Consider the following 24,157-nt stretch of genomic DNA (forward strand, 5'->3'; position numbering starts at 1 on the left):
GTCTCTTGTGGCTCGGGGACTTTCTCGGGCTTCTTCTGTCTTCTGTGGGTTCTTCTGCGGGATTCTGACTTCGGTTGATGTTTCGGCTCGGATCAGTCACGAAGGGGCGGTGGCATCCCCCAGCTTCTCCGCCAGTTCCGCGTCCAACAAAGCCTGTATCACCGTGTCGAGATCGCCGTCCAGAACTTGGTCGAGGTTGTACGCCTTGTAGCCGACCCGATGATCCGAGATTCGGTTCTCGGGGAAGTTGTATGTACGAACCCGCTCGGAACGGTCGACCGTACGCACCTGGGACTTGCGCTCGGCCATGGCGGCGGCCTCGGCCTCCTCCTGCGCGACCGCGAGGAGCCGGGCACGCAGGATGCGCAGGGCCGACTCCTTGTTCTGGAGTTGGCTCTTCTCGTTCTGGCAGGAGACGACCACACCGGTCGGGATGTGGGTGATCCGAACCGCCGAGTCGGTGGTGTTGACGCTCTGTCCGCCCGGGCCGCTGGACCGGAACACGTCGATCCGCAGGTCGTTCGGGTCGATCTGGATGTCGACCTCCTCGGCTTCGGGGTAGACCAGGACTCCGGCGGCGGAGGTGTGGATGCGCCCCTGGGACTCGGTCACCGGCACCCGCTGGACGCGGTGGACGCCGCCCTCGAACTTCAGCCGAGCCCAGACGCCCTCCTTGCCCTTGATCGCGACCGTGACGTCCTTGTAGCCGCCGAGGTCGGAGTGCTGGGCGTCGATGATCTCGGTCTTGTAGCCGACCCGCTCGGCGTACCTGAGGTACATCCGCAGGAGGTCGCCGGCGAACAGGGCGGACTCCTGCCCACCCTCACCGGCCTTGATCTCCATGAGGATGTCCTTGTCGTCGTTCGGGTCGCGGGGAACGAGGAGGTGCGTCAGCTTCTCCTCCAGGCCCGGGATGCGGCCCTCCAGCTCGGCAGCCTCCTCCGCGAAGGCCGAGTCCTCGGCCGCCAGCTCCTTGGCGGCGACGAGGTCCTGCCGTACGGCCTCCAGCTCCCGATAGGTGGTGACGATGGGCGTGAGCACCGCGTAGCGCTTGCCGTAGGTCCTCGCTCTGGCCTGGTCGGCATGCACAGCGGGGTCGGCGAGTCGCAGTTCGAGGTCCGCGTACTCACCCATGATTTCGTCGAGGTTCAACTCACGCTCCTTTCCACACGATCCTCGGGATCCAGCCGGGTGCCGGGGTGTCCCCAACCCCGATCACCAAGAACGCCGACCCGGACGCGGCCTCTCGTTGACAGAGAGCCGCACCCGAGCCGGCGTCCGGGGATGAGCTACTTGCCCGTCTGGGCCTTCTTGCCGAAGCGCGCCTCGAAGCGGGCCACCCGGCCACCGGTGTCGAGGATCTTCTGCTTGCCCGTGTAGAACGGGTGGCAGGCCGAGCAGACGTCGGCGTGGATGACGCCGTTCTTCGCCGTGCTACGGGTGGTGAAGGAGTTCCCGCAGGTGCAGGTCACCTGCGTGGCCACGTACTCCGGGTGGATGTCGGGCTTCATGTCCTCAGTCCTAACGCTAGAGTGCGGTCGCCGGGTCGCTTCTACCCGTATGGCTGCGCCGTACGGCTGGCGCGCATCGGCACACCTTGTATGCGCGCGTGCGGGAACCGGTACCGCGGCGGTTCGGCTACCAGTGTGCCAGATCCTTCAACCCGCCCAGGCCATGGACTTATTCCTGGCGACAAGACCCGCCCACAGAGCCACGGCGATCTTTACCGGAACCACACATAAATAGGACAAAACAAGCAGTCGATCCGGCACTTCGGTTCAGCTGTGAGGCCCGCGAACAGACGAACGTCCCGTACGGCAGAGCCGTACGGGACGTTCGTCCTCCGATCAGACGGCGCGTCAGTCGCGGTCGCTGCTGACCGTGGTCTTCTGCACCTGGAGCAGGAACTCGGCGTTGGACTTGGTCTCCTTCATCTTCTCGATGAGGAGCTCCAGCGCCTGCTGCATGTCGAGTGCGTGGAGGACGCGGCGGAGCTTCCACACGATGGCCAGCTCCTCCTTGCCCATGAGGATCTCCTCCTTGCGGGTGCTGGACGCGTCGACGTCCACCGCGGGGAAGATCCTCTTGTCGGCCAGCGACCGGTTGAGCTTGAGCTCCATGTTGCCGGTGCCCTTGAACTCCTCGAAGATCACCTCGTCCATCTTCGAGCCGGTCTCGACCAGCGCGGTGGCGAGGATCGTCAGCGAGCCGCCGTTCTCGATGTTGCGGGCGGCGCCGAAGAACCGCTTCGGCGGGTAGAGGGCGGTCGAGTCGACACCACCGGACAGGATCCGGCCGCTCGCGGGCGCCGCGAGGTTGTAGGCGCGGCCCAGCCGGGTGATCGAGTCGAGCAGGACGACCACGTCGTGGCCCAGCTCGACCAGGCGCTTGGCCCGCTCGATCGCCAGCTCGGCGACCGTGGTGTGGTCCTCGGCCGGCCGGTCGAAGGTCGAGTGGATGATCTCGCCCTTCACCGTCCGCTGCATGTCGGTGACCTCTTCCGGACGCTCGTCGACGAGGACGACCATCAGGTGGCACTCGGGGTTGTTGCGAGTGATCGCGTTGGCGATGGCCTGCAGCACCATCGTCTTGCCGGCCTTGGGCGGCGAGACGATGAGACCGCGCTGGCCCTTGCCGATGGGCGAGACCAGGTCGATGATCCGCGTGGTGAGGATGTTCGGCTCTGTCTCCAGGCGCAGGCGCTCCTGCGGGTAGAGCGGCGTGAGCTTGTTGAAGTCGGGCCGCTGACGGGCCTGATCCGGCTCCATGCCGTTCACCGAGTCGAGACGGACGAGCGCGTTGAACTTCTCGCGGCGCTCACCGTCGCGCGGCTGCCGTACGGCTCCGGTCACGACGTCGCCCTTGCGCAGGCCATGCCTGCGGATCTGTGCGAGCGAGACGTACACGTCGTTGGCCCCCGGCAGGTAACCGCTGGTCCGCACGAACGCGTAGTTGTCGAGGATGTCGAGGATGCCGGCGATCGGAATGAGGACGTCGTCCTCGCTGATCACCGGCTCGCCGCTGTCGAACCGGTCACGGCCGCGGCGGTTGCGCTCGCGGAACCGGCCACGCCGGCCGCGGCCGTCCTCGCCCTGCTGGTCGTTCCTGCCGTCGCCGCGCTGGTCACGGCCGCGGTTCTGGCCGTCGCCCGCATCGGCCGCTGCGGGGCGCTGCTCGGTCCGGCTGTCACGGCCGTTGTGGCCGTCACGACCACTGTGACCGTCACGACCGTCACGACCGTCACGCTCCGAGCGGTCGCGCCGGTCCCCGCGCTCACCGCGGGTACGGCGCTCGCGCCGGTCGCCGCCCCGCTCGGACCGGCCCTCGGTGCGCGTCTCGCCCGGCGCGGCATCCGCCTGCGACTCGGCCGGCGCCACCGACGAGGTGGCGGACGGTCCGGCGGTCACGCTGTCGGCGGGAGCGCTGACAGCAGCGGGTGCGCTTGCCACGGGCTCGGACGCGGCGGGCCACTCCTCACGCTCGACGGCGGGCTGCTCAGGCGTCACCTGCTCAATGGTCGTCTGCTCAGCGGCGGCGGGCTTCGCAGCGCGGGAACGTTCCCTGCGGCCGCGCGTGGGACGTTCGGCGGCCGGCGCCTCGGCCGGGGCGGCGGTCTCGGCCGCCTTCGGCTCAGCAGAGGCCTGTCCCTGCTCGCCCTGCTTCTCCTGGATGGCCGCGATGAGTTGGCTCTTACGCATCCGTCCGATCCCGGTGATGCCCAGGGTGGACGCCAGGGCCTGCAGCTCGGGGAGCACCATGCCGGCGAGGCCGGTGCCGGAGCGACGACGTCGGGCCGGGGCGCTGGTGGGGGTGTCGCCGACGGCCTGGCCGTCGGAGAGGAGTTCGGTGGTGTCGCTCAACTAAGGGTCCTTCCCAGGGGTTGGGCGCCAGAATCGTGCGTCCAGGCGTCCCGGTGGTGCGACCCGGCGGGACAGACCGGGCCGGGCTTGACGAGTCTCATGTGTCGATGACCCTCGGGACTCGCAAGCGGTAGGTGCCCGGGGGACTTCCCCCGGATTGCCGTCACCAACCAGATGTCTTGGTGGATCGAACGCGCATGTCTCCGAGAACCCCGCCTCTCGCCAGGCCACTCGCAGGTGAGCTGACTGAAGGTAACGGTTTCGGGAAAATCGCCATGCCCGCGTCGAAGGACGCGGAGCGAAGTGCAGCGATGTGCGAATGACAAGCACGCACCCAACACGGGGGCACCTGGTGCGGCTATCAGCCTAACATCACCAGCGCGCACAACTATTCCCTGAAGGTCGAAGAGGCATCAGCGTGTCTCGGGAAACCGAACGTACGCACCACGTGGGTCGACGTTCATTGGCTGGATGTGCCAGTCATTACCCACTTTAGGCGCGATCAAATCCTTGGTGTCCCGTGTCATGAAAACGAGAACCGTGGGACCGGCCCCCGAGACCACAGCGGGCACACCGGCCGCACGAAGTCCGCGTACCAGTTCCGCCGTGCGCGGCATCGCCGACGCACGGTGATCCTGATGGAGGCGGTCTTCTGTACCGGCGAGCAGCAGGCCGGGTTCCGGCCGTTGTGTGAGCGCCGCTACGAGCAATGCCGCGCGGCCCGCGTTGAACGCGGCATCCGCGTGTGGAACGTCCTTCGGCAGCAGCCCCCGCGCCTCTTCCGTGGACAACCGGAAGTCCGGGATCAACACGACCGGGCGGACATCCTCGTGCGGAGTCACTTTCACCATACTCGACGCTCCGGACTGGTCCGTCCAGGCGATGGTGAGTCCGCCTGCCAGGCAGGGCGCCACATTGTCCGGATGTCCCTCCAGCTCGGTGGCCAGGGCGAACACCTCGTCGTCCGGCAGGGGCCGTACGGCTCCCGCCGCGCCGTCGGCGAGTGCGGGCACGAGGGCACGGGCGGCGAGGACGCCGGCGCAGATCGCGGCCGAGGACGAACCGAGGCCGCGCGCGTGCGGGATCCGGTTGCGGCAGCGCAACCGGATCCCGGACGGCTGGGCGACGCCCATGCGGTCGAACGTGGTCCGCATGGTCTTGACGATCAGGTGGCTCTCGCCCCGGTCCAGCTCACCCGTGCCCGCGCCCTCCCCCTCGACCTCGACCCGCACGTCCCGCAGCCGCGCGCCGTCCGCGTCGAGCACGGCGGCCTCCACCTCGTCGTACAGGTCGAGTGCGAGGCCGAGGCTGTCGAATCCGGGGCCGAGGTTGGCGCTGGTCGCCGGCACCCGGACCACGACGCCGTGACTATCCGTCATTCATGGTTTCCATTCATCTCGGATGGACGAACGGCGTCTCGTAGTCGGGGCATGCCGACGAGGCGCCGGGCAGACGTGGGGAAACGCCGGGCACCGAGCGGGAGATGTCAGGCGAGGCCGAGCGCGGAGGCGGCGGCATACGCGTCGATGGGAATCGTCACCGGAGACGGAGCACCCGAGATGGCCCAGTCAGGGTCCTTGAGTCCGTTGCCCGTCACCGTGCAGACCACGCGCTCTCCCGGCGTGAGGAGACCCTGCTCGTGCGCCGTCAGCAGTCCGGCGACGCTCGCGGCCGAGGCGAGCTCGACGAAGACGCCCTCCTCCTGCGCGAGCAACCTGTACGCGGCGGCGATCTGCCGGTCGGTGACGGCCTGGATGCCGCCGCCGGACTCGTCGCGGGCCGCCTCGGCGAGCCGCCAGGAGGCGGGGTTGCCGATCCGGATGGCCGTCGCGATCGTCTGGGGGTGGGTCACCGGGGCACCGGACACCAGCGGGGCGGCGCCGCTGGCCTGGAAGCCCAGCATCCGCGGCCGCCTGGTGGCCAGGCCGTCGTCGGCGTACTCCTTGTAGCCCATCCAGTAGGCCGAGATGTTGCCCGCGTTGCCGACGGGGATGCAGTGGACGTCCGGCGCGTCGCCGAGCGCGTCGACGATCTCGAACGCCGCGGTCTTCTGCCCCTGGAGGCGGTGCGGGTTGACGGAGTTGACCAGCGCGATCGGGTAGTTCTCCGCGAGCTTCCTGGTCATCTCCAGGCAGTCGTCGAACGATCCCTCCACCTGCAGCAGCTTCGCGCCGTGCACGAGCGCCTGGGCGAGCTTGCCCATCGCGATCTTTCCGCGCGGCACGAGGACGGCGCAACGCAGCCCGGCGCGTACGGCGTATGCCGCGGCCGAGGCGCTGGTGTTCCCGGTGGAGGCGCAGATGACGGCCTTGGCGCCCTCTTCGACGGCCTTGCTGATGGCCACGGTCATGCCGCGGTCCTTGAAGCTGCCGGTGGGGTTGAGACCCTCGATTTTGAGGTGGACATCGCAGCCGGTGATCTCGGACACGCGCCTGGCGGGCAGGAGCGGTGTGCCGCCCTCGAGCAGGGTCACCACTGGCGTCGTCGTGGAGACCGGCAGACGGTCGCGGTACTCCTCGATCAGGCCACGCCAAGCCCTGGTCATGATTGCTTGCTCCTCCCACGCGCGATGCGCGTGTCACCTGCGGTATCGGGCAACGAGTCTACGGCCATCCGCCTGACGTCCGGGATGCGCCGTCCAACTGGTGGACATCTGGGCGGGCATCGCCGTTTTCAGGGGATTCCCACGCTCGCCCCGCGAAACCGTCGGCCGGCTTGGTTAGTGTGAACGGCGTCCGATGGAGATCGCAAGGTCTCGCGAGGTATCGCAAGGTGAGGAGCGGCGATCGTGACGGGAGGCCACGTCAGGCCGAGGGTCCGGCACAACGACTATTCCCCGCTGGCCCCGCCGCCCGTCGGGGAGTGGGTCCCGACGCTGCCCGCCAGCGTCGTCATCCCCGCGCACGGCCGGCAGCACCGTCTGGACCTTACGCTGGCCGCGCTCGCCGCGCAGACCTACCCCGCCTCCCTCACCGAGGTCATCGTCGTCGACGACGGCAGCGATCCGCCGCTGCGGCTCCCGGAGATCCGCCCGGACAACACACGGATCATCTCCGGCCCGCCCGGAGGCTGGGGGGCCGGACACGCGATGAACGCGGGCATCGAGGTCGCGACGGGCGAGATCGTCCAACGCCTGGACGCCGACATGGTGATCTGCCGGGAGCACCTGGAGGCGCTCTTCCGCTGGCACCACCTCACGGACTATCTCGTGACGATCGGCGGCAAGAAGTTCGCCGAGGAGCCCGCTCTGACGCCCGAGCAGGTGTACGACGCGGTGCGGCGCGGCACGCCGGAAGCGCTGTTCGATCCGGCGGCGCTCGTGTCGAGCTCGACCGAGGAGACGATCCGCCGCCTCGACGGGCTGCGCGCCAGCCGCAATCCCTACCAGGTCTGCACCGGGCCCACCGTCTCGTTGCGCCGTACCCTGCTGCGCGAGGTGCGCGGGTTCGACCCGGAGGTCGTGCGCGGCCAGGACACCGAGTTCGCCTATCGGCTCGCCCAGGCCGGAGCGGTGTTCGTGCCGGACATGACGGCGCGGGCCGTGCATCTCGGGCTGCCGGCCCAGCGCGGTGAGCACGGCAAGGCGATCGTCCGGCTGGTCGAGACCCATCTGGCGCAGAAGGTGCCGCTGCGGCGGGATCTCCGCAAGGAGCGCGACCGGCGGCGGCCGGTGCCGTACGTGGAGATCGTGCTCGACGTGACCGGTGCGGACGAGACGCTGATCCGCACGTCCGTCGACGCGATCCTCACCGGAACCGATACCGGGCTCACCGACATCGCCATCACGCTTGTGGGGCCCTGGCCGGGACCTTCCGACCGGGCGAGCCAGGCGCCGGGGAGCAGGGCGTTCGATCTCGCCCTGGTGCGGGAGGCCTTCCGCCACGATCAGCGGGTTCGCTTCGCCGAGCGGGCGGCGCCGACCGCGGCTCCCGCGCCCTTCCGCTACACCACGCCGATCGACGCGCCTCCGGGCGCGGACGAACTGGAGCGGATGACCAAGACGATGCTGGAGGAGCGTCTCGGCCTGCTGGTCGTCGAACTGCCGGACGGCCGCACCGCCGCCCTCGAACGGACGGAGGCCGCCGCCCGGGCCCGCCTGCTCGCCCGCCCCGGTGAAGATCTCTCCACCGTCATCGAGGAGACCCACGGCGTCCGGCACGCCGCGGAGAAGGAGTTCCTCACGGCGCCCCAACGGCAGCCTGCCCCGGCGACTCCCCCGGCGTCTCGGCCTGTGCAGCAGCCCGTGACTCAGCAGGCTGTGGCTCAACCGCCCGTGACTCCACCCGAGCGATCGCGGCCGCGGCAGCGCCTCGGCGGCCTGTTCCGCCGCTCGTGACTCAGGTCGGATCTAGGGGTTCCTGCCGTTGAACGTGCGGGTGAGGCCTCGGGCGAGGACCTTGATTCGTCTGAGGCTCCGCAGGCCACGCCGGGCCTGGGTGCGCCGGAGCGTCGAGACCTGCCGCCGGAGAGTGCCGACCTCCCGGCGGTAGCCGACGGCAGTTCTGCGCCATCGGCCTGCCTCCTCGCGCCACCTGGCGACCTGGCCGCGGATCCGCTCGACCTCCTTGGTGAGCCGCTCGACCTCGGCCTGTGCCTGCACCCGGGCCCGGTAGGCGGCCCGGACGCTCGGGAACGGTCCGGCCTCGGACCCCGAGGTGAAACCGTACGTCTCGCCGTCGACCCAGAACGTGCCGAAGACCTCGTCGACGAAGGCGTCGACGTCCCCGCCGTCACCGTCACCGCCGTCACCGTGCGCCATGGTCTCCCCCTCGCCGTCCGCCTCGTGCGGGGGGACGAGCAGGGCAGCGCGGGCGAACGCCTCGGTGCACTCCAGACGGGCCGCGGTGATGCCCTCCGGGTCCTCGGCCAGCAGGATGCTGACCAGCCCAAGGTCCCGTTCCTGTGCCAGCGCCAGGATCTGGGACAGGGTGTCCTCGCCGGGCGCCCAGCCCGGCGGCAGGCGCAGGCGGAACGGCGCGACGCTGTCGGAGAGCCCGGAGACCAGCCGGACCCGGCTCTCGTGGCCGTAGTGCGCACGCAGCAGGACGAGATCGAGATGGGGATCGGTGAGCGGTGCGCGCTGCTCCGGCCTGATCTCGTCCCACGGACCGGTCACGAGCACCGACAGATCGGTCAGCGTGCCGGCCAGGACCGCGTCCACGGTCGCCATGACGTCGTCACACGATGCGCCGGCGGCGTCGACCACCACCTCCAGCAGGGGAACCTTCCACTGCCGGGTGGGGTGTTTGCGCAGCCACCGGTAGACGGGGACGCGGTCGGCCACGAGCGGGTGGCTGACCCGGCTGATCGACACGGCGTCCCGCATCCGCATCGACGGGCCCAGGTGATAGGCCCGCGCCTCGGGATCGGGGATGAACACCGCCCCGGCCTGAGCCAGGCGGTATCCCATCTCCGTGTCCTGGCCGAGGACCATGTCGGGGTCCATGGGTCCGGCCCGTTCGAACAGCCGCGCCCCGACCGAGGTGGCCCCGCCGATATGGATGCTGAACGCCCGGCGGGTGCGGGTCAGCCCGTCCGTCCGGTCGACCAGGTCTTGGATCCACGCGTGCGGCTCGGTCGGCTCGAAGAACTTCGCGAGGTCCTCGGCCTCGGCCACCTCCTTCGCGTCGGGAAGCGGCGCGGTGGTGAAGCGCAGATAGGACGTGACAGACAGGTAGGGCGCGAGGTGGTGCCAGCGCATGTGCGCCTCCACCTCTTCCCGCTCCGGCACGATGTCGGAGTCCATCCAGTGGATGACGTCGCCGGTGGCCGCGGCCAACCCCATGTTCCGCGCCGCGGCGCGGCCCGGGGTCGGGCAGACCAGCAGGCGGGTGTTCTCCGGCCGGATGTCCGGCAGGCTCAGCGGCGGCTCGCTGCCGTTGTCGACGACGATGACCTCGATCAGGTCCGCCGGATATGTCTGGACGGCGAGACCCGCCAGCGTGAGGTCGAGCTTGGACTGCGCGGCATAGGCCGGCACCACGAGGCTCACCCGGAGCCGTGGCGTCCATGACGATCCCACGGCGGGCGGGTCGAGGACGGTGTAGTCGTTTCCCCGGATTCGCGGCGTCATCCCGCCTCCACGCTCTCGCCGTCCCCCGCAACCTGGCCGTCCCCCAGGATCACACTGGGCCGGAAGCCTCGCCACTGTTTGCCCGAAACTCTCAGGAAGTGCGCAAGTGGCCGCTGCCAGGTGTTCTCGCCGCTCAGCGAGCGCCGCAGGACGTACCCGAGCCCATGCGTGCGGTAGATCCGCCCGCCCCGGGCGACGACCGCGCGCAGCAGGTGGGCGTCCTCACCCCGGGGGTACGGTCCGAAACCGCCGACCTCCCGGAAGAGCTCTCTGCCGATCATGATCGTGCCCCCGGCGACGTGATCGGTCCACCTCTCGCTGCCGTAGTCGGTCCGCCGGACCGTGACGCCGAGCGGCTCCAGGTAGAAGAACTCCTGGGCGGTGCCCACCACGTCGGCGCCGGAGTACGCCTTGGCGAGCAGGAGATCGGCGATGTGCTCGGGGCCGTACCAATCGTCGTCGTCCCACTTGAGGATGGTGTCGGTCGTCGCGTGGGACGCCGCCAGATTGAGCACCTCCCCGAACGGCGTGGCCCGGTCCGACTCCAGCACGATGACGGGCCAGGGGAAGTCCGCCACCGCCCTTTCGGCGAGCGCGGCGGAGAAACCGTGCGAGGCGACGATCACCTCGAGGTCCGCTCCGCGCTGGCGGGCGATCTGCCGCAGCGCGGCGTCCAGCAGGTGCGGCCGGCGCGTCGCCATGACCACCGTCACCGTCGGCGCCGTACGGCCGATGCCCCTCGCGCGCAGCGCGTGCCGTCGCAGCCGCACGCTGTGCTCCTCCCTGCGCAGGTCGCCGACCGAGTCCGGCGTGTCCTCGTCCGGCTCCGGGGTCCAGTTGGCGACCAGGTCGGCCAGGACGGGATCGGCCCGGCGGACCCAGGGTGGCGGCGGGCCGGAGGTGAGCGGCACTCCCGCGGCGGCGAGGTCGGTGACGGCCGCCAGCGCCTCCTCCACCTGGCGGGTGGGCGTGGCGGGCCACTGGACCCGCAGCCCGCGCAGCGGCCGGAGCGCGTCGATCTCCTCCCTGGTCACCCGGTGGCCCGGCGACCGCCCGGCGGAGCGCTCCACTCCTTCCGTGCCCTTCGGGGAGCGCTCCAAGAATCCGTCGGCGCTCCATTGCCCGGCGTTCCAGGACAGCTCAACGGTTCCCTCGGCCGGAGATCGGGTGAACCCCACCGGCGAGCAGATGTCCGTCGTCACCGCACCTCCCGCGCCCACAAAGATCATTCGAGTCGTGGCGGACCCTTGTCAGATCAAAGCGGTTAACTCCGTTGTCAGCAACCGTTCAGGATGGCTTCCTCGTTCTCTCCGATTCCGGGAGAGCGTCACGGGTTTGGAACAGTCCGGGAGAACAGGGCCACCGTCAGGCCGGGAAGCTCCGCGGAGTGCCACGCGGAGGAGAGCCGGAATCCGGCCGTCCGCACCGCCGTGACCTCGGGAAACTTCGACCCTGTGAGGCCGGACTGCTTGGTGCCGCGCCAGACGATCCAGACCCGGGTGCGGCCCTTCAGCGCGGCGGCGACGTCGGAACGTTCCGGATATTCGAAGGCCGTGCCCGGGCCCGTACCCACCCGCATGACGTCATCAGGGAGAACGCCCCGGCCGTAGTAACCGAATCCGGTACGCAACCAGCTCTGGCCGTACAGGATCGCGTCACGCTGCCGCGCCTTCGACTGGACGACCCGCACCGCTCCGGGGAAATCGTCGTAGTGGCCGTTCTGCTGCCGGTAGTCGATCTGATCCGGCATGCCCAGTACCGCGGCGATCAGCACGGCTCCCCATGCGGTGAGCCTGGGGATCAGGACTCCGGAACGCAGCAGGTCGTAGCCGGCGGCCAGCGTGACTCCCGCTGTAAGGGCCAGCGCGGGCGCGGCCACGAAAAGGTACCGGTCCACGTACGCCGGCGTGAGCACCGCCGAGACGAGCAGCAGGAGAACTGGCGGGAACACGAGCCAGCCGCCCAGCAGCGCCCCCCAGGCCCGGCCAGTCCGGTCGGCCCGGTCGGCGGGGCGTCGCAGCAGGATCACGACGCCGACCACGGCGACCGCGAACAACGCCGGACCCAGGGTGGGCGATCCCGTCACCATCTTCGGGAACTTGAGCAGCACGTCGGGGCCGTGCGGCTTGATCCAGCTGATGGCGTGGCGCTCACCCCACCCGATCAGTCCGAGGACCGCCACGGGCAGGCACCCGGCGGCCATCGCGGGCAGCGCCCTGGTCAGGATCTCGCGGCGCGGCAGCAGCCAGGCCGTGGCCAGAAGCTGCGCCGGGAGCACCAGCACCGAGAACAGGTGCGTGCATCCGAGCAGGGCCACGCCGCCCGCGTACCAGCAGGCCCTCCGGGCGGTCGGCGCCTCGACCAGCCGGTGCAGCGCCCATGCGGAGATCACCGCGGCCGCCGCGGCGAAGGCGTACGGCCGGGCGTTCGCGCCGTGGTACGACACCGAGGGCAGCACAGCGAACAGCGCGGCGCCGAGCAGCCCGGCACGCGCGCTGTACAGCCGGCGCCCGAGATCGGCCAGGAATCCGGCCGCGACGCCCAAGGCGAGCGCCGAAGGCAGCCGCAGCCACCACTCCGCGTCGCTCAGCAGCGCCCAGAAGTGCATGAACAGGTAGTAGGGCAGGAAATGCCCATCGATGTTCTGCACGAGCAGCCAGAGCCCGCTCAGCGAGCGGGTCACCGCGCTGTACGTCGCCAGTTCGTCACCGGACAGCGACGCGGACGTCCCGGAGATCGCCACGCCGGTGGCCACGGCCCCGGCGGCCACCGGGGTCCATCTTGGGAGCCGTCGCCGACCGCGCTTCCCGTCCGGCTCCCGATCCCCCGGCCGGCTGCGCCGATGGGAACCGTGACGGACGGCCGCCGACCCCTCCCCCGCAAGAGTGACCATCCCGGCAGGCTAAGGAAACACTTCGGCTTAGATCAACCGCAATCGGTGTCGTTGTTACCGAAACGAATCATCCCGTGACATTTTCTCCGGTGGATCCCCGCCAACAGCGGCATCCGGTGAAGGGATGCCGGACGTCACATGTCATCGGGGACCGGCCAGACCCGTCCTCCGACCACGTCTCCCAGCGGCTTCACGACGACGCGCTTCGCCTTCCGCTGCCCGGCGACCCAGTCCAGGAAGCGGGACAGTTCCCGCGGGCTCGTCGCGTAGGCGTTCCGCCTGTCGTCGTTGATCCTGTGGAAGACGAAGATGACGAGCCCGCCGCCGTTCCGCTGGGCGCGGGTGACGAAGTCCGCCAGGTTGCGCGCCGTACGCGGTATGCCGTTCTGCGACGTGGCCCGAACGGCGGCGAGGTCCGCCGGCGGGATCTTCTCGGTGTACGGACACGACCGGCAGGCGTCCGGACGGTGGAGGCCGGTGACGCCGCGGGCGGTCGTGTAGCCGCATCGCATGGCCAGCTGCTTGATCGACTCGTCGAACTCACCGAAGGGATAGGCGAACGACCGCACCTTGAACCCGAGGGACAGCAGCGCCTGTCTGTCGTCGCAGATCTGCCGCCGGCGCTCGGCCTCGGTTTCGCGGCGCAGGTGGACGTGGCCGAGGGTGTGCCCACCGATCTCGTGACCCGATTTCGCCATGAACCGCAGGTCCTCGACGGTCAGATAACCCCGCTTGCCGAGCCGGGAGCTGTTGACGTAGAAGGTGCCCTGCAGGCCCCTCCTGTTCAGCATCCCGGCCGCCGTCGCGTGATCGGCCGTGGTGTCGTCGAACGTGAGGACCACGACCGTCTTCGCGGTGGCCTGGGCCAGGGCATCGGCAGGCCGGACTCCCGCGACCAGGGCCACCGCGACAAGACAGGCCGACACGAGTCTCTTGGCAATCGGTCGCATGGACAGGACATTACTTAAATTTCCGTCCATGCGACCATTCCCCTAACAGGGAAATCGACACTTATGTCGGGTTAGGGAGTGTCAGGGTGTTTCGTCACCCTCGACGCGCATGACACTCGCCACCGCACGCACGATGTCGAGGTCGCGCAGCTCCTCGATCGTGGCCGACAGGGCGGCGTCGCTCGCCCGGTGGGTGACCAGGACGAGCTGCGCGTCGTCGCCGCGCCCGTCCTGCAGGACCGTCTGGATGGACACGTCGTGCTTGGCGAAGATGTCCGCGACCCGGGCGAGCACGCCGGGCTTGTCCGCCACGTCGACCGAGATGTGGTAGCGGGTGACCGTGTCGCCCATCGGGTGGACCTTCAGGTCGGCGTAGGTCGACTCCTCCGGTCCGCGGGTGCCGGCGAGCCGGTTGCGCGCCACCGCGACGATGTCCCCGAGGACCGCCGAGGCCGTGGGCGCACCGCCCGCGCCCGCGCCGTAGAACATCAGCCGCCCGGCCGACTCGGCCTCGACGAACACCGCGTTGTACGCCTCCCGGACCCCGGCCAGCGGGTGCGACCTCGGAATCATCGCGGGATGCACCCGGACGCCGATCGACCGCCCGTCGTCGGAGCGGGCGCAGATGGCCAGCAGCTTGATCACATAACCCATGCCTCTGGCGGAGTCGACGTCCGCCGCGGTGATCTCCGTGATGCCCTCACGGTGGACGTCGGCGGCGGTGACCCTGCTGTGGAAGGCGATCCCGGCGAGGATCGCGGCCTTGGCCGCGGCGTCGAAGCCCTCCACGTCGGCGGTCGGGTCCGCCTCGGCGTACCCCAGCGCCTGCGCCTCCTCCAGCGCTTCGGTGAACGACGCGCCCGAGGAGTCCATCCTGTCGAGGATGTAGTTGGTGGTGCCGTTGACGATGCCGAGCACGCGGCGTACCCGGTCGCCGGCCAGCGACTCGCGCAGCGGACGCAGCAGCGGGATCGCACCGGCCACGCTCGCCTCGAAGTAGAGGTCCGCGCCGTTGTCCCGGGCCGCACCGTGGATGGTCGCGCCGTCCTCGGCCAGCAGAGCCTTGTTGGCGGTCACCACGGACTTGCCGCGCGCCATCGCGGCGAGGATCAGCGACCTGGCAGGCTCGATGCCACCGATCACCTCGACGACGATGTCCACGTCGTCACGGGTGACGAGGGCCTCGGCGTCCGTCGTGAGCAGCGCGGGATCAACCTCCGTGTCGCGTTTGCGTCCGAGCCTCCGCACGGCCACGCCGGCCAACTCCAGGGGCGCGCCGACCCGGGCGGCCAGGTCATCGGCCTGCTCTCGCAGCAGGCGCACGACCTGCGATCCGACGACACCGCAGCCCAGCAACGCCACTTTGAGCGCCGGTTTACCGCCAGCGTTACTCACGAGCCCTCCTCGACTCGACCCACGAGTCCTCCTCGCTTCGCCCACCGCCGATTTCCCCGGCTGATGCTCACAGCTGGCCCCGCAGCAGGTCGTCCTCGGTCTCCCGGCGCACGATAACCCGCGAGCGGCCCGCTGACACCGCGACCACGGCGGGCTTGGGCAGGTAGTTGTAGTTGTTGGCCAGAGAGCGGCAGTAGGCGCCGGTGCCCGCCACCGCGATCAGGTCGCCGGGCGTCAGATCACCCGGCAGCCACAGGTCACGGATCACCATGTCGCCGCTCTCGCAGTGCTTGCCGACCAGACGCGACAGCATGGGCTCGGCCCGGCTCTCCCGGGAGGCCAGGGCCGCCGTGTACTGCGCGCCGTACAGCGCGGTGCGGATATTGTCGCTCATTCCGCCGTCGACGCTCACGTAGGTCCGCAGGCCCTCCACGTCCTTGACGGTACCGACCTCGTAGACCGTCACGCCCGCGAGTCCCGCGATCGAGCGGCCGGGTTCGACGGTGAGTCGCGGTACGGGCAGGCCGGCCGCCCCGCACACCTTGGTGACGATCTCGTGGAGACTGTCCGCGATGACCTTGATGTCCGGTGCCTCGTCCCCCGCCACGTACGGGATGCCGTAGCCGCCGCCGAGGTCCAGCTCGGGGAGGATCACACCGTGCTCGTCCTTGATCTCCACGAGCAGGCCGGCGAGGCGGCGGGCCGCCACCTCGAATCCGGCCGTGTCAGTGATCTGCGATCCGATGTGGGAGTGCAGGCCGACCAGTTCGAGGCTCGGCAGCCCGAGGATGCGCCGTACGGCCTCCGCCGCGGCGCCGCTGTTCAGCGACAGGCCGAACTTCTGGTCGTCGTGGGCGGTGGCGATGAACTCGTGGGTGTGCGCCTCCACCCCCACGGTCACCCTGATCATGACCTTGGGACGGACGCCGTACCGCTCGGCGAGTTGTCCGAGCCGGGCTATCTCCTCGAACGAGTCGACCACGATGTGGCCGACGCCGACCTCGACCGCCTTCTCCAGCTCGGCGACCGACTTGTTGTTGCCGTGCATCGTGATCCGCTCGGGCGGGAACCCGACGCTGAGCGCGACCGCGAGCTCGCCCGCGCTGCACACGTCGAGGCCGAGCCCTTCCTGGTCGACCCAGCGGGCGACCTCACGGCACAGGAACGCCTTGCCGGCGTAGTGGACCTCGCCGTCGTGGAAGGCGGACCGGTAGTCGCGGCAGCGGGAGCGGAAATCTTCCTCGTCGACGACGTAGAGCGGCGTGCCGTGGTCTTTCACCAGTTCCCGGACGTCGACGCCGCCGAGCGCGACGGCGCCGTCGATCCGGCCGGACGTTCGGGGCCAGATCGCCGGGTCGAGCGCGTTGAGGTCGGCGGGAGCGTGCGGCGGGCCTTCCGGCGTCACGGCGGCGGGGGCCGCCTGTCCGTCATCTGACGCGGTGGCGTGGGCGAAGCGACTCACCCGAACGAGGCTATCCGACCTCGCCACCCACGAGAGACAGCTGACCAACTGGCGAGACAACGACAACATTAAATCCGGAAATCAGGTGATTGCGGCAGAAGAAATGGCCAAAAAATTGCGAGAAGCTCACAATCTGGTGGGAAGTGGGGTCGACAGCACTCCGGAGAGCACGGTTCGCACGGCCATGGCGAGCCAGAGACGGGCGGTATGGACGGCCGTCACCGGCTGGTCCGCCCGCGGCACGGCCGGCGCGTGTTCGTGGGCGTCGTGGAAGGCGAGCGCGAGGTGCTCGGCGTACGTCTCCCAGGAGGGCGCGCGGCTCGCCGCCCGGCTGGGCAGTTCGGCGAGCAGCCGGAGCACCGCCCGATCGTACGGATCGTCCAGCGCCTCGGGCCGCAGCCCCGTCTCCGGCACGCCCAGATCCCGCGCCCAGCGCCGTACGGCGACGGCCCGCACATGCGCGTACCTGACGACGAAGCCCGGATTCTCCCAGGTCCGGGGGAAATCCGGAGCCGCGCGGCCGGGCTCGGTCACCGCCGCCCACCGGGGCATGCCGTTCGCCCGCACGATCTCCCGCACCATCTCGCCGGGGCAGGTAACGGCTATCAGGAGGAGACCATCGGGCCGCACCCGTACACCGGCGACGCCGTCATGGGCGCGGAGCCCTACCGCCAGCTCCTCCGCGACCTCCCGGGCCTGCCGAGCACCGCGCAGGGCGATCGGCGAGGCGTACACGGCCTCGCGCTCCCAGGATCCGTACGGCACCGGCGGCTCTCTCGGCGGCAGGCCGAGAAGCTCACCGAGGAGTTCCGCGAGCCGGACGGGCGTCATCCCGGCAGCCTAGGGCAGGTCCGGGCGCATCGGTTCAGATCAGTGCGAGCGGCTCGGCGGGCACGTATCCCTCCAGGTGAGCCGAGCGGAGCAGCCTGCTTTCGGCGGAGTCGCGTACACAGACGTAGGAGTACCGATCGGCCGAGTAGACGCCGATGCCGTCGGTGCGGCACTGCCGCATGAAGACCTCGCCCCACTCCTCGGAGACGTCGGCCAGCCCCAGTTCGGTGAGGATCTGGCGGCGGGCCAGCAGCGTCCCCCCGGCCACCTCGGGCAGGAAACGGTGCTCGGCCTCCGGCTGGCGCAGCAGCGTGGCGCCCGCCTCCGGCAGGTGGGCGTAGAACGCGGCCTTCCCGAGCACCTCGGCCTCGGTCGAAGCGAAATGCCGGACCAGGTCGGCCAGATAGTGCTCGCCGTACACGTCGCGGGGATCGAGGACCGCCACGTAGTCGCCGTCGGCGAGCCGCAGCGCCCGGTCGAGACCGGCGCCGAGGGTGACGGGCCCGTCCGCGACGCGGATCACGAGGTCGGGCTCGGCCTGCGGCGCCGTGTCGGCGGGCGGGTTCGAGAGCGCTTCGCGGGCGGCCTTCTCGACCGGGGAGGCGTCGAGGCCGCCGGCGACGATGACGAGCTGTCCCGGCCGGCGGCGCTGACGGGCGACCTGAGCGAGGAGGTGATCGAGCTCGGCCCGGCTCGCGACGGCGGTGATCGCGGTGATCACGGCGTTGTTGCGCACGCTCGGCACACCGAGAGTGTCCAGGATCGGGTCGAACAGCGGGGTCGCGCTCGTGCGGGCCCGCCACGCCAGGTGCGCCTCACGGGCCAGCCGGGCGGGATCGGCCAGCAACACCTCGGCGGCCGCGGCGATCTCCTCGCCACGGGCGCCCGCCCGCACCTGGAGCACCGGCGTCCCGCAGGCGGCGACCTCGGCGATCGCCCTGGGGTCGGCGTCGGGGCCCGCGACCACCAGCGCAGGCCGCCGGTAGGCCGTCAGCACGTCGTCGTAGGACGTCTCGTCGGCGTCGTCCTGTCCGGCCAGCACCACCCAGGAGGCCGCTGGGGGCGCGGCGACCGTGCCGAGCGTCACCACATCCCCGGAGCGGCCGCCGACCGCGGGGATCGGGTTGTGCACGCGCGGCTGGATCGCGTGCGTGAGGATGCCCACCCGGTCGTGCCGCAGCGCGGCCCGCCACTCGCGGGCCCGGGCCTCGGAGGTGGTCAGCACGTACTCGAAGTGCTCGGCCGCGGGGAACGCCCGCGAGACCGATCCGCCCGAGTGCCAGAAGACGGTTTTGACGCCGCGCTTGCGGCAGGCGGCGACCAGGTCGCGCAGCGCCCGCGACTCCCCCGCCAGCGCCTCCAGCCACCTGCCGCCGTTGCCCTGACGGGGGCCGGGCCGTACGGACTCGACGAACAGCACGTGCGGCCGCTGCTGGTCGAGCATCGCCTCCCAGTTGTCCTGGCCGAAGTTGGTCACCAGGCGCCATTCGTAGCGCAGCAGCGCCTCGGTCTGTCTGCCGATGATCGCGGCCACCGTCAGATAGGGCCTGACCAGCGGCCCCTTCGGCACAGCGAATCCCTCGGCGATCGGGGTGGAGACCCCGGGCGCCTTCGGATCTGGGACCGCCTTGACCACCGCAGGCTCGGGCACCGCCGGGATCTCCGGTTTGAAGTCGACACGCTTGGGCGCCGGACGCTTCTTCACCGGTGCCTTGAGTGTCTTGGCGACCGTGCCGGGATTCTTGGTGTGCAGGGCGTCGCCGAGCTTGGTCCAGCGGCTCTCCTGCATCGAGGCGAGCTTCCAGTTGGCGACCTCGGTCTGGTAGCGCTGCTCGGCCAGGCTCTTGGCGAGCTTGGCGTTCTGCCGTTCGACCACCTTGAGGCGGGCCTCGGCCTCCCGCATCCTCGTCAGCGCCTCGGCCTCGGAAGCGGCCACCTCGTCGAGCCGCCGCCGGTAGTCGGTGATCAGCCGGGTCAGCTCGGCCGCTCCGGCCGCCTGCTCGACGGCTCGCGCCAACGCCTCCTGAAGGGACGCCAACTCGCTTCGCTCGGTCATCGGGGCAACTCCAGGCCGAAGGGAGGACAGGACGAGAGTCACAATATTCGCAGAACTCCCTGATCGCCCCCACGAAGCACCCACCCCTCCCCACCCCCCGAATCCCTCCCCGTGATCTTGCGATTTCTCGCAAAGATCCCCTCCGACCAGCCCTTACAACCTCCGTGATCTCGCAGAAACTCGCAGGCACACCACTCCACCTGCATAGACACCATCCATGATCTTGCAGTTCGCCCTCTGTACGGCACCACACTCGGCAGCCGCACGATCAAGCGACCAACGGGCCGGCATTCCAGCGACCAACGTTCCACCGATCATGCGACCGTTGTTCCACGATGTCGCCGTCCAGCCTTCCGCTGATCACTTTTCATCAGCATGCTGACCTGGCGCTATGCGGTTCGCGCATGTCCTCAGGCAGGGGCCTCGATCTGTGCCGTCTCACTGCACGCTGTCCCCGTCAGCGCCCTCTGGGAAGTCTGAGCTGGTAGGAAAGGCACCGTGACCGGCTTGGCCACGTGGAGCGAGATCCGCGCCGACATCGTCGCGCGCTGCGGTGGTGAGGAAGCCGTGACCGAGGCCATCGGCGCGATCAGCCCTATCGACCGGCACACGGGCGGGCGAGCGGGCCTCGAACCGGGGCAATCCAAACTCGGTGCCCCTAGACTCGGCGGGGGTTCAGGGAGGGCAAAGGTGCGCAAGGGTGAGTGGCCGCGGTTCGCGGCAAGGCCGTACGTCTGCGGAGCTGTCGGGCCGTTCGACCAGGCCAGGCTCGACCTGCTGGCCCGGTCCGGGCCAGCCGTCCAGACGGTGCATTCCGGGACAGAGGCCGCGCTGCTCAGCTCTCACCCGCTCGTGCCGTACGACCAGGCCGAGCCGGGGGCGGCAGCCTTCGCCTGGGGCGACCGTCGGCCGGTGCGACGTGTCGGGGGCGACTGGCTGTCGGTCGCGGAGGACTACGAGGCCCCGGGACTGATCGACGAACCGGACGGGGTGACCCTGCACACGGGCGGGTTCGGGCTGGTCGACGTCTATTACCTGCGCGACGGGGACACCGTCTACTTCTCCGGGCTGATCGAGCCGCTGCTCGCGCTGGCCCGTCGGCCGTACGAGGTGAACTGGGACGCCTGGGCGGCCATTCTCAAGCTGACCTATCCGCTGCTGGAGGACACGCCGTACCGCCAGGTCAGGCGGCTTCCGGGGGCGACCGCGCTGACGTGGTCGCGGGCCGGGCGGCGGCTGCGGATCGACCGGCGGGCTCCCCGGTGGGTGCGGGAGGAGCAGGTCGACCGCAAGCTGTCCGGGGACGACCTGGTCGCGCTGCTGCATGAGGCGCTCAAGCCGTACGACCGGGTGCTGGTGCCGGTGAGCGGCGGATACGACTCGCGGCTGCTGGCGAGCGTCGCGGTGGCCGCGAAGATGGACCGGGGCGGGGCGGCGGGAGGAATTGACATCGAATCGTGGACGACCAGCCCGGACGACGGACTCGACAACGACATCGACTTCGCCCGCTACATCACGAGAGAGCTGGGCATCCCCCACCGGATCGTGCCGCAATATCCGGAAAAATACCCGCAAGAGGCGCTTTGGGCGGCGCGGCGGCTCGAATACCTGACCAGCCACCACGCGTGGTACTCCCCCTTCGCCCGCGAGGTCCACGCGGGCGGGCGGCCCGTGATCGACGGCCTGGCCGGCGGGCCGCTGATGAAGAACTTCCTCATCACCGCCGACGCCGTGGGCGCCGGAACCGGCACGTCGCGGCGCGAGGCACTGCTCACCGCCCTCACGACCAGTGAGGCGCACCTGCCCGTGCTCGGCGAGGCCGCCCTCACCTGGATGGACGACCGGGTCCGTACGGCGTTCGCCGCCGCCACGTCGATGCTGCACGGGCATCGGTCCGAGCTGCCGCTGAGCGTCCTCCACACCCGGACGGCCCGGGGCATCGCCCGCTCCCCGGTCAATCTCGTCGGCCCGGAGGTCACGCCGGTCTTCCCGTTCCTGCATCCGGACTTCTTCGACGCGGCGCTGTCCGTGCCGGTGGATCGGAAGGAGGGCGGCCGGTTCTACCGGGAGATCCTGCGGGCGGCCAACCCGCGGGTGGCCACGCTGCCGTCGACCAACGGCGCGCTGCCGCACCGCCGGGTGCCGCTGCGCTCGAACGGCCCGGCCGCCCGGGAGTGGAACCACCGCATGCTGGCGAAGGCGGCCTCGATCCCCGGCCTGCTGTCACCCCAGATGCTCGAGGTCGTCTCCGGCGGACCCGACGCGCTCACCGCCTTCGGTTCGTGGAACTCCCGGTTCTGGCTCCGCTCCCTGGTGGTCTTCGGCTCCTGGCTGACCGACTACGAGGACCTCCTCGCCGACCTCACTCCCCCCTGGGCCACTTAGAGTAACTGTTAGTGATGCTCCCGATTCCTGGAGTCCGATAAGGACGGCCGCTCCCGTTCATTGACGATGTTCTTCCGTTAGCGCGGCGTTCCGGTGAGACGCATGGCGTGAATGATCTGAGCGAGAACAGCACAAGCGCTGCCGTTGGTTGTGCTCGACAGCAGTTCGCCCATGAGGGGCTCAGGCAAGCCGCCGTCCGGGACAGCAAGGATCGTTCAAGCCCGGTGCTGGCCTTCACACCCGGTGAGTGGAGCGCGTTCATCGCCGGTGCGAAGCAGGGTGAGTTTAGGGTGAGTTCGACCTCTGATCGCCGAAGCACCCGGCTTGCACCCACTGCTCACCGGGGTCCCAGGCCGCCGGCTTCGCCGCCACCCTCCCCTACTGTGCCGGGTCTTCAGGTCCAAAGGTCACGGGCGAGTAAGCGGGTCGTTCCGATGGGCGGGAGGCCGTCGTCGCAGCGACGCAGTCGAGTGTAGACCTCGCACATCGCCTCACGGTCCGGGAGGTATTGTCCACCGGCGGCGCGTTCGAGCACGGTATGGGTGCTGGCAAGCCGGATCGAGCCAATGGGGCGCCCTTGGCTGCGGAGCCGGTCGAGTCGGCGGATCTCGGAGCTGGCGAGGCGAGCGCCGTAGCCGTCATCAATGAGTACCGTCACGGCCTGCCCACTTTCGGCCGCGACGACGGCGTGGGCTATGACCATGATCTCGCCGAGGTCCTTGGCCTTCCGGGTGCGGTCGATCATCGGCAGGCCAGTGAGCCGGTGGACGACCGCGGCGAGCTCCGGGGTGACGTCGTCGGAGAGGATCTGCAGCAGGCGCGGCGGCAGCCTCTTCCAGACCCGTTCGGCGGCGTAGAACCGGGGGTCGGTAGCTGCCTTGCGGAGCACTTCCTGCTCGACGGTTTCCGGGGTGCTGATCGGGCCGAGGGTAGCGAGCAGGAGGCGTTCCTTGTTGATGGAGAAGAAGTTCAAAGCCGGGCCGGCATCGATAATGGGGCGCACGCTCACTCGGCTGGCCCCTCCGGCGCGCTCTGCGCAGCGTCCATGGGGTCGTCGAGATCGTCGAGATCTACGCTGACCGCCGGCAAGCCGGCTGGGTCGGCCCAGGCGATCGAGAGCGGCCCCGGCTCGATACCCGCGTCGGTGAGCTCGGTCTCGATGGCCCGGACGTCCCTGCCGCGCAAGGTGGCGATGGTCTGGGCGGACACCACATGGTTGAGGTATCCGTCGATGGCGCGGGTCAGTAGGCGTTGCGGAGCACGCCGCTGGTTGGACTCGTTGCGCAGAGCCTCATACTGGTCGGCCCACCCGAACCGGGCCGCCAGCATTGAGGTCGTGAGTGAGAACCAGGCGTCTTTGGTGCCCTCGCCGATATAGCCGGCCTGGTGCAACGCAATGGCCGCGATCGACGGTGAAACGACAAAGCGCTGCACCACCTGCGACAAGGTGGCGTGGCCGACAACGGCCAGCCGGTTGCCGAGAAGCTCCCGCAGACCGTCGAGCGGAACGAGGAGATGACGCGCGAACGCGTCGGCCCGAATCTCCTGCGGGCTGCGCGTGTCGGTCGCGGGCACCTCGGGCCCGTTCCAGTCCTCGAACAGCACGTGCGCCAGCTCATGCGCCAGCGTGCTGCGTTGCCGCATGGGATGTGCGGTGCGGGCGACCGCGATGAAAACCGCGCCCCGCGCGGGGTCGCGCATGGTCAGGCCGTGCTCACCTGGTCCGACATCGAGCACGGCCACATCGATGCCAGTCGTCTGCTCGATCAGCGCAACCAGGTCCGCCAGGGGCTGGGTGCCCAGGTGCTGGTCGTGGCGAAACTGCTCCGCCTTCGCCCTCGCCTCAGATTCCGCGCTCGCGCTTTTGCCCGGCCCATCCTCGCCGCCGTCGCTCATGCTGCGGGAATGCCTTGGTCGTCAAGGTACGCGTCCAGCTCCAGGTAGTGAAGCAGCACCTCGCGCATCTGTTGCATGTCCGCCCCATGAGTTGCCCGAGCCGCGCTCTGCACGCGCTCGGCGACCGCACTGCCCCCGCTCAGTTCCGCGACCGTGTGCCCGGTCGCCCAGGCGATGGCCGCCAACTCCGGGAGCTTCGCCGCTCGATCCCCCGAGATGATCCGTGACAAGGTCGACTGCGAGATGCCCGTCACCTGGGCAAGCGCACGCTGGCTCAACCTCGACGCAGCCAAGGCATTTTCCACCCGCGCACCCACGGTCGTCATCCGGCTCGCCCCTCCCACATGAGATTGAAT

The 24,157-nt window shown here is 69.9% G+C and carries 19 protein-coding genes; 3 read left to right on the forward strand and 16 right to left on the reverse strand.

Annotated features, from left to right (window positions below):
• Positions 1 to 96: 96 nt before the first annotated feature.
• The 5 genes from prfA to thrC all read right to left on the reverse strand — a co-directional run bounded on the left by prfA (position 97) and on the right by thrC (position 6,405).
• Positions 97 to 1,152 (reverse strand): peptide chain release factor 1, encoded by a 1,056-nt coding sequence (prfA, locus tag ACFHYQ_RS12025; RefSeq protein ID WP_394301193.1) that lies wholly within the window; start codon positions 1,150 to 1,152, stop codon positions 97 to 99.
• 137 nt (positions 1,153 to 1,289) lie between these two features.
• Positions 1,290 to 1,511 (reverse strand): 50S ribosomal protein L31, encoded by a 222-nt coding sequence (rpmE, locus tag ACFHYQ_RS12030; RefSeq protein WP_204016238.1) that lies wholly within the window; start codon positions 1,509 to 1,511, stop codon positions 1,290 to 1,292.
• Positions 1,512 to 1,859: 348 nt separating this feature from the next.
• A complete protein-coding gene (gene rho, locus ACFHYQ_RS12035; RefSeq protein ID WP_394301194.1) occupies positions 1,860 to 3,860 on the reverse strand; it encodes a transcription termination factor Rho in 2,001 nt (666 codons plus the stop codon).
• A 413-nt stretch (positions 3,861 to 4,273) separates the two neighbouring features.
• Positions 4,274 to 5,239 carry a homoserine kinase gene (thrB, locus tag ACFHYQ_RS12040; protein WP_394301195.1) on the reverse strand — a complete coding sequence of 322 codons (966 nt, stop codon included), beginning with the start codon at positions 5,237 to 5,239 and terminating at the stop codon, positions 4,274 to 4,276.
• A 107-nt stretch (positions 5,240 to 5,346) separates the two neighbouring features.
• Positions 5,347 to 6,405 (reverse strand): threonine synthase, encoded by a 1,059-nt coding sequence (gene thrC, locus ACFHYQ_RS12045; protein WP_394301196.1) that lies wholly within the window; start codon positions 6,403 to 6,405, stop codon positions 5,347 to 5,349.
• A gap of 243 nt (positions 6,406 to 6,648) precedes the next feature.
• Here thrC and ACFHYQ_RS12050 point away from each other — a divergent pair, with 243 nt between their 5' ends.
• Positions 6,649 to 8,196 carry a glycosyltransferase family 2 protein gene (locus ACFHYQ_RS12050; protein ID WP_394301197.1) on the forward strand — a complete coding sequence of 516 codons (1,548 nt, stop codon included), beginning with the start codon at positions 6,649 to 6,651 and terminating at the stop codon, positions 8,194 to 8,196.
• A 12-nt stretch (positions 8,197 to 8,208) separates the two neighbouring features.
• Here ACFHYQ_RS12050 and ACFHYQ_RS12055 read toward each other — a convergent pair whose 3' ends face one another.
• The 8 genes from ACFHYQ_RS12055 to ACFHYQ_RS12090 form a co-directional block, all read right to left on the reverse strand.
• Positions 8,209 to 9,933, reverse strand: a complete 1,725-nt coding sequence (locus ACFHYQ_RS12055) for a glycosyltransferase (RefSeq protein WP_394301198.1) — start codon at positions 9,931 to 9,933, stop codon at positions 8,209 to 8,211.
• Entirely contained in the window at positions 9,930 to 11,135 is a 1,206-nt protein-coding gene (locus ACFHYQ_RS12060) for a glycosyltransferase family 2 protein (RefSeq protein WP_394301199.1), read from the reverse strand. The genes ACFHYQ_RS12055 and ACFHYQ_RS12060 overlap by 4 nt, the downstream gene beginning before the upstream one ends.
• Before the next feature lie 125 nt (positions 11,136 to 11,260).
• Entirely contained in the window at positions 11,261 to 12,826 is a 1,566-nt protein-coding gene (locus ACFHYQ_RS12065) for a glycosyltransferase family 39 protein (protein WP_394301200.1), read from the reverse strand.
• A 134-nt stretch (positions 12,827 to 12,960) separates the two neighbouring features.
• Positions 12,961 to 13,776 carry a polysaccharide deacetylase family protein gene (locus ACFHYQ_RS12070; protein ID WP_394301201.1) on the reverse strand — a complete coding sequence of 272 codons (816 nt, stop codon included), beginning with the start codon at positions 13,774 to 13,776 and terminating at the stop codon, positions 12,961 to 12,963.
• An 81-nt stretch (positions 13,777 to 13,857) separates the two neighbouring features.
• Positions 13,858 to 15,138 (reverse strand): homoserine dehydrogenase, encoded by a 1,281-nt coding sequence (locus ACFHYQ_RS12075; RefSeq protein WP_394301225.1) that lies wholly within the window; start codon positions 15,136 to 15,138, stop codon positions 13,858 to 13,860.
• A 100-nt stretch (positions 15,139 to 15,238) separates the two neighbouring features.
• Complete coding sequence (gene lysA / locus ACFHYQ_RS12080; protein ID WP_394301202.1) at positions 15,239 to 16,633, reverse strand: diaminopimelate decarboxylase; 1,395 nt, start codon at positions 16,631 to 16,633, stop codon at positions 15,239 to 15,241.
• 126 nt (positions 16,634 to 16,759) lie between these two features.
• Positions 16,760 to 17,464 carry an anticodon-binding protein gene (locus tag ACFHYQ_RS12085; protein WP_394301203.1) on the reverse strand — a complete coding sequence of 235 codons (705 nt, stop codon included), beginning with the start codon at positions 17,462 to 17,464 and terminating at the stop codon, positions 16,760 to 16,762.
• A 34-nt stretch (positions 17,465 to 17,498) separates the two neighbouring features.
• Positions 17,499 to 19,520 carry a hypothetical protein gene (locus ACFHYQ_RS12090; protein ID WP_394301204.1) on the reverse strand — a complete coding sequence of 674 codons (2,022 nt, stop codon included), beginning with the start codon at positions 19,518 to 19,520 and terminating at the stop codon, positions 17,499 to 17,501.
• Positions 19,521 to 20,018: 498 nt separating this feature from the next.
• On the opposite strand from ACFHYQ_RS12090, the gene ACFHYQ_RS12095 reads away from it, so the two are divergent.
• Both ACFHYQ_RS12095 and ACFHYQ_RS12100 read left to right on the forward strand, forming a co-directional pair.
• Positions 20,019 to 21,905 carry an asparagine synthetase B family protein gene (locus ACFHYQ_RS12095; protein ID WP_394301205.1) on the forward strand — a complete coding sequence of 629 codons (1,887 nt, stop codon included), beginning with the start codon at positions 20,019 to 20,021 and terminating at the stop codon, positions 21,903 to 21,905.
• 107 nt (positions 21,906 to 22,012) lie between these two features.
• Positions 22,013 to 22,381 (forward strand): DUF397 domain-containing protein, encoded by a 369-nt coding sequence (locus ACFHYQ_RS12100; RefSeq protein WP_394301206.1) that lies wholly within the window; start codon positions 22,013 to 22,015, stop codon positions 22,379 to 22,381.
• Here the strand turns inward: ACFHYQ_RS12100 and ACFHYQ_RS12105 are convergent.
• Genes ACFHYQ_RS12105 through ACFHYQ_RS12115 form a run of 3 tightly spaced genes read right to left on the reverse strand, consistent with a single transcriptional unit; the run spans position 22,300 to position 24,127 of the window.
• Positions 22,300 to 22,914, reverse strand: coding sequence for a PIN domain-containing protein (locus ACFHYQ_RS12105; RefSeq protein ID WP_204012632.1), 615 nt, complete (start codon positions 22,912 to 22,914; stop codon positions 22,300 to 22,302). The genes ACFHYQ_RS12100 and ACFHYQ_RS12105 overlap by 82 nt on opposite strands.
• Complete coding sequence (locus ACFHYQ_RS12110) at positions 22,911 to 23,801, reverse strand: ImmA/IrrE family metallo-endopeptidase (RefSeq protein WP_394301207.1); 891 nt, start codon at positions 23,799 to 23,801, stop codon at positions 22,911 to 22,913. The genes ACFHYQ_RS12105 and ACFHYQ_RS12110 overlap by 4 nt, the downstream gene beginning before the upstream one ends.
• Positions 23,798 to 24,127, reverse strand: a complete 330-nt coding sequence (locus ACFHYQ_RS12115; RefSeq protein WP_204012630.1) for a helix-turn-helix domain-containing protein — start codon at positions 24,125 to 24,127, stop codon at positions 23,798 to 23,800. The genes ACFHYQ_RS12110 and ACFHYQ_RS12115 overlap by 4 nt, the downstream gene beginning before the upstream one ends.
• Positions 24,128 to 24,157 lie beyond the last annotated feature (30 nt).

The sequence above is a fragment of the Sphaerimonospora cavernae genome, from assembly GCF_042435035.1.
Taxonomy (GTDB): domain Bacteria; phylum Actinomycetota; class Actinomycetes; order Streptosporangiales; family Streptosporangiaceae; genus Sphaerimonospora; species Sphaerimonospora cavernae.

What these genes read in the sequence shown, in the direction of transcription:
- rpmE (WP_204016238.1), bottom strand. Translation starts at nt 1,511, where the DNA reads ATGAAGCCCGACATCCACCCGGAGTACGTGGCCACGCAGGTGACCTGC.
- thrB (WP_394301195.1), bottom strand. Translation starts at nt 5,239, where the DNA reads ATGACGGATAGTCACGGCGTCGTGGTCCGGGTGCCGGCGACCAGCGCC.
- thrC (WP_394301196.1), bottom strand. Translation starts at nt 6,405, where the DNA reads ATGACCAGGGCTTGGCGTGGCCTGATCGAGGAGTACCGCGACCGTCTG.
- ACFHYQ_RS12055 (WP_394301198.1), bottom strand. Translation starts at nt 9,933, where the DNA reads ATGACGCCGCGAATCCGGGGAAACGACTACACCGTCCTCGACCCGCCC.
- ACFHYQ_RS12065 (WP_394301200.1), bottom strand. Translation starts at nt 12,826, where the DNA reads ATGGTCACTCTTGCGGGGGAGGGGTCGGCGGCCGTCCGTCACGGTTCC.
- ACFHYQ_RS12070 (WP_394301201.1), bottom strand. Translation starts at nt 13,776, where the DNA reads ATGCGACCGATTGCCAAGAGACTCGTGTCGGCCTGTCTTGTCGCGGTG.
- ACFHYQ_RS12085 (WP_394301203.1), bottom strand. Translation starts at nt 17,464, where the DNA reads ATGACGCCCGTCCGGCTCGCGGAACTCCTCGGTGAGCTTCTCGGCCTG.
- ACFHYQ_RS12090 (WP_394301204.1), bottom strand. Translation starts at nt 19,520, where the DNA reads ATGACCGAGCGAAGCGAGTTGGCGTCCCTTCAGGAGGCGTTGGCGCGA.
- ACFHYQ_RS12110 (WP_394301207.1), bottom strand. Translation starts at nt 23,801, where the DNA reads ATGAGCGACGGCGGCGAGGATGGGCCGGGCAAAAGCGCGAGCGCGGAA.
- ACFHYQ_RS12115 (WP_204012630.1), bottom strand. Translation starts at nt 24,127, where the DNA reads ATGACGACCGTGGGTGCGCGGGTGGAAAATGCCTTGGCTGCGTCGAGG.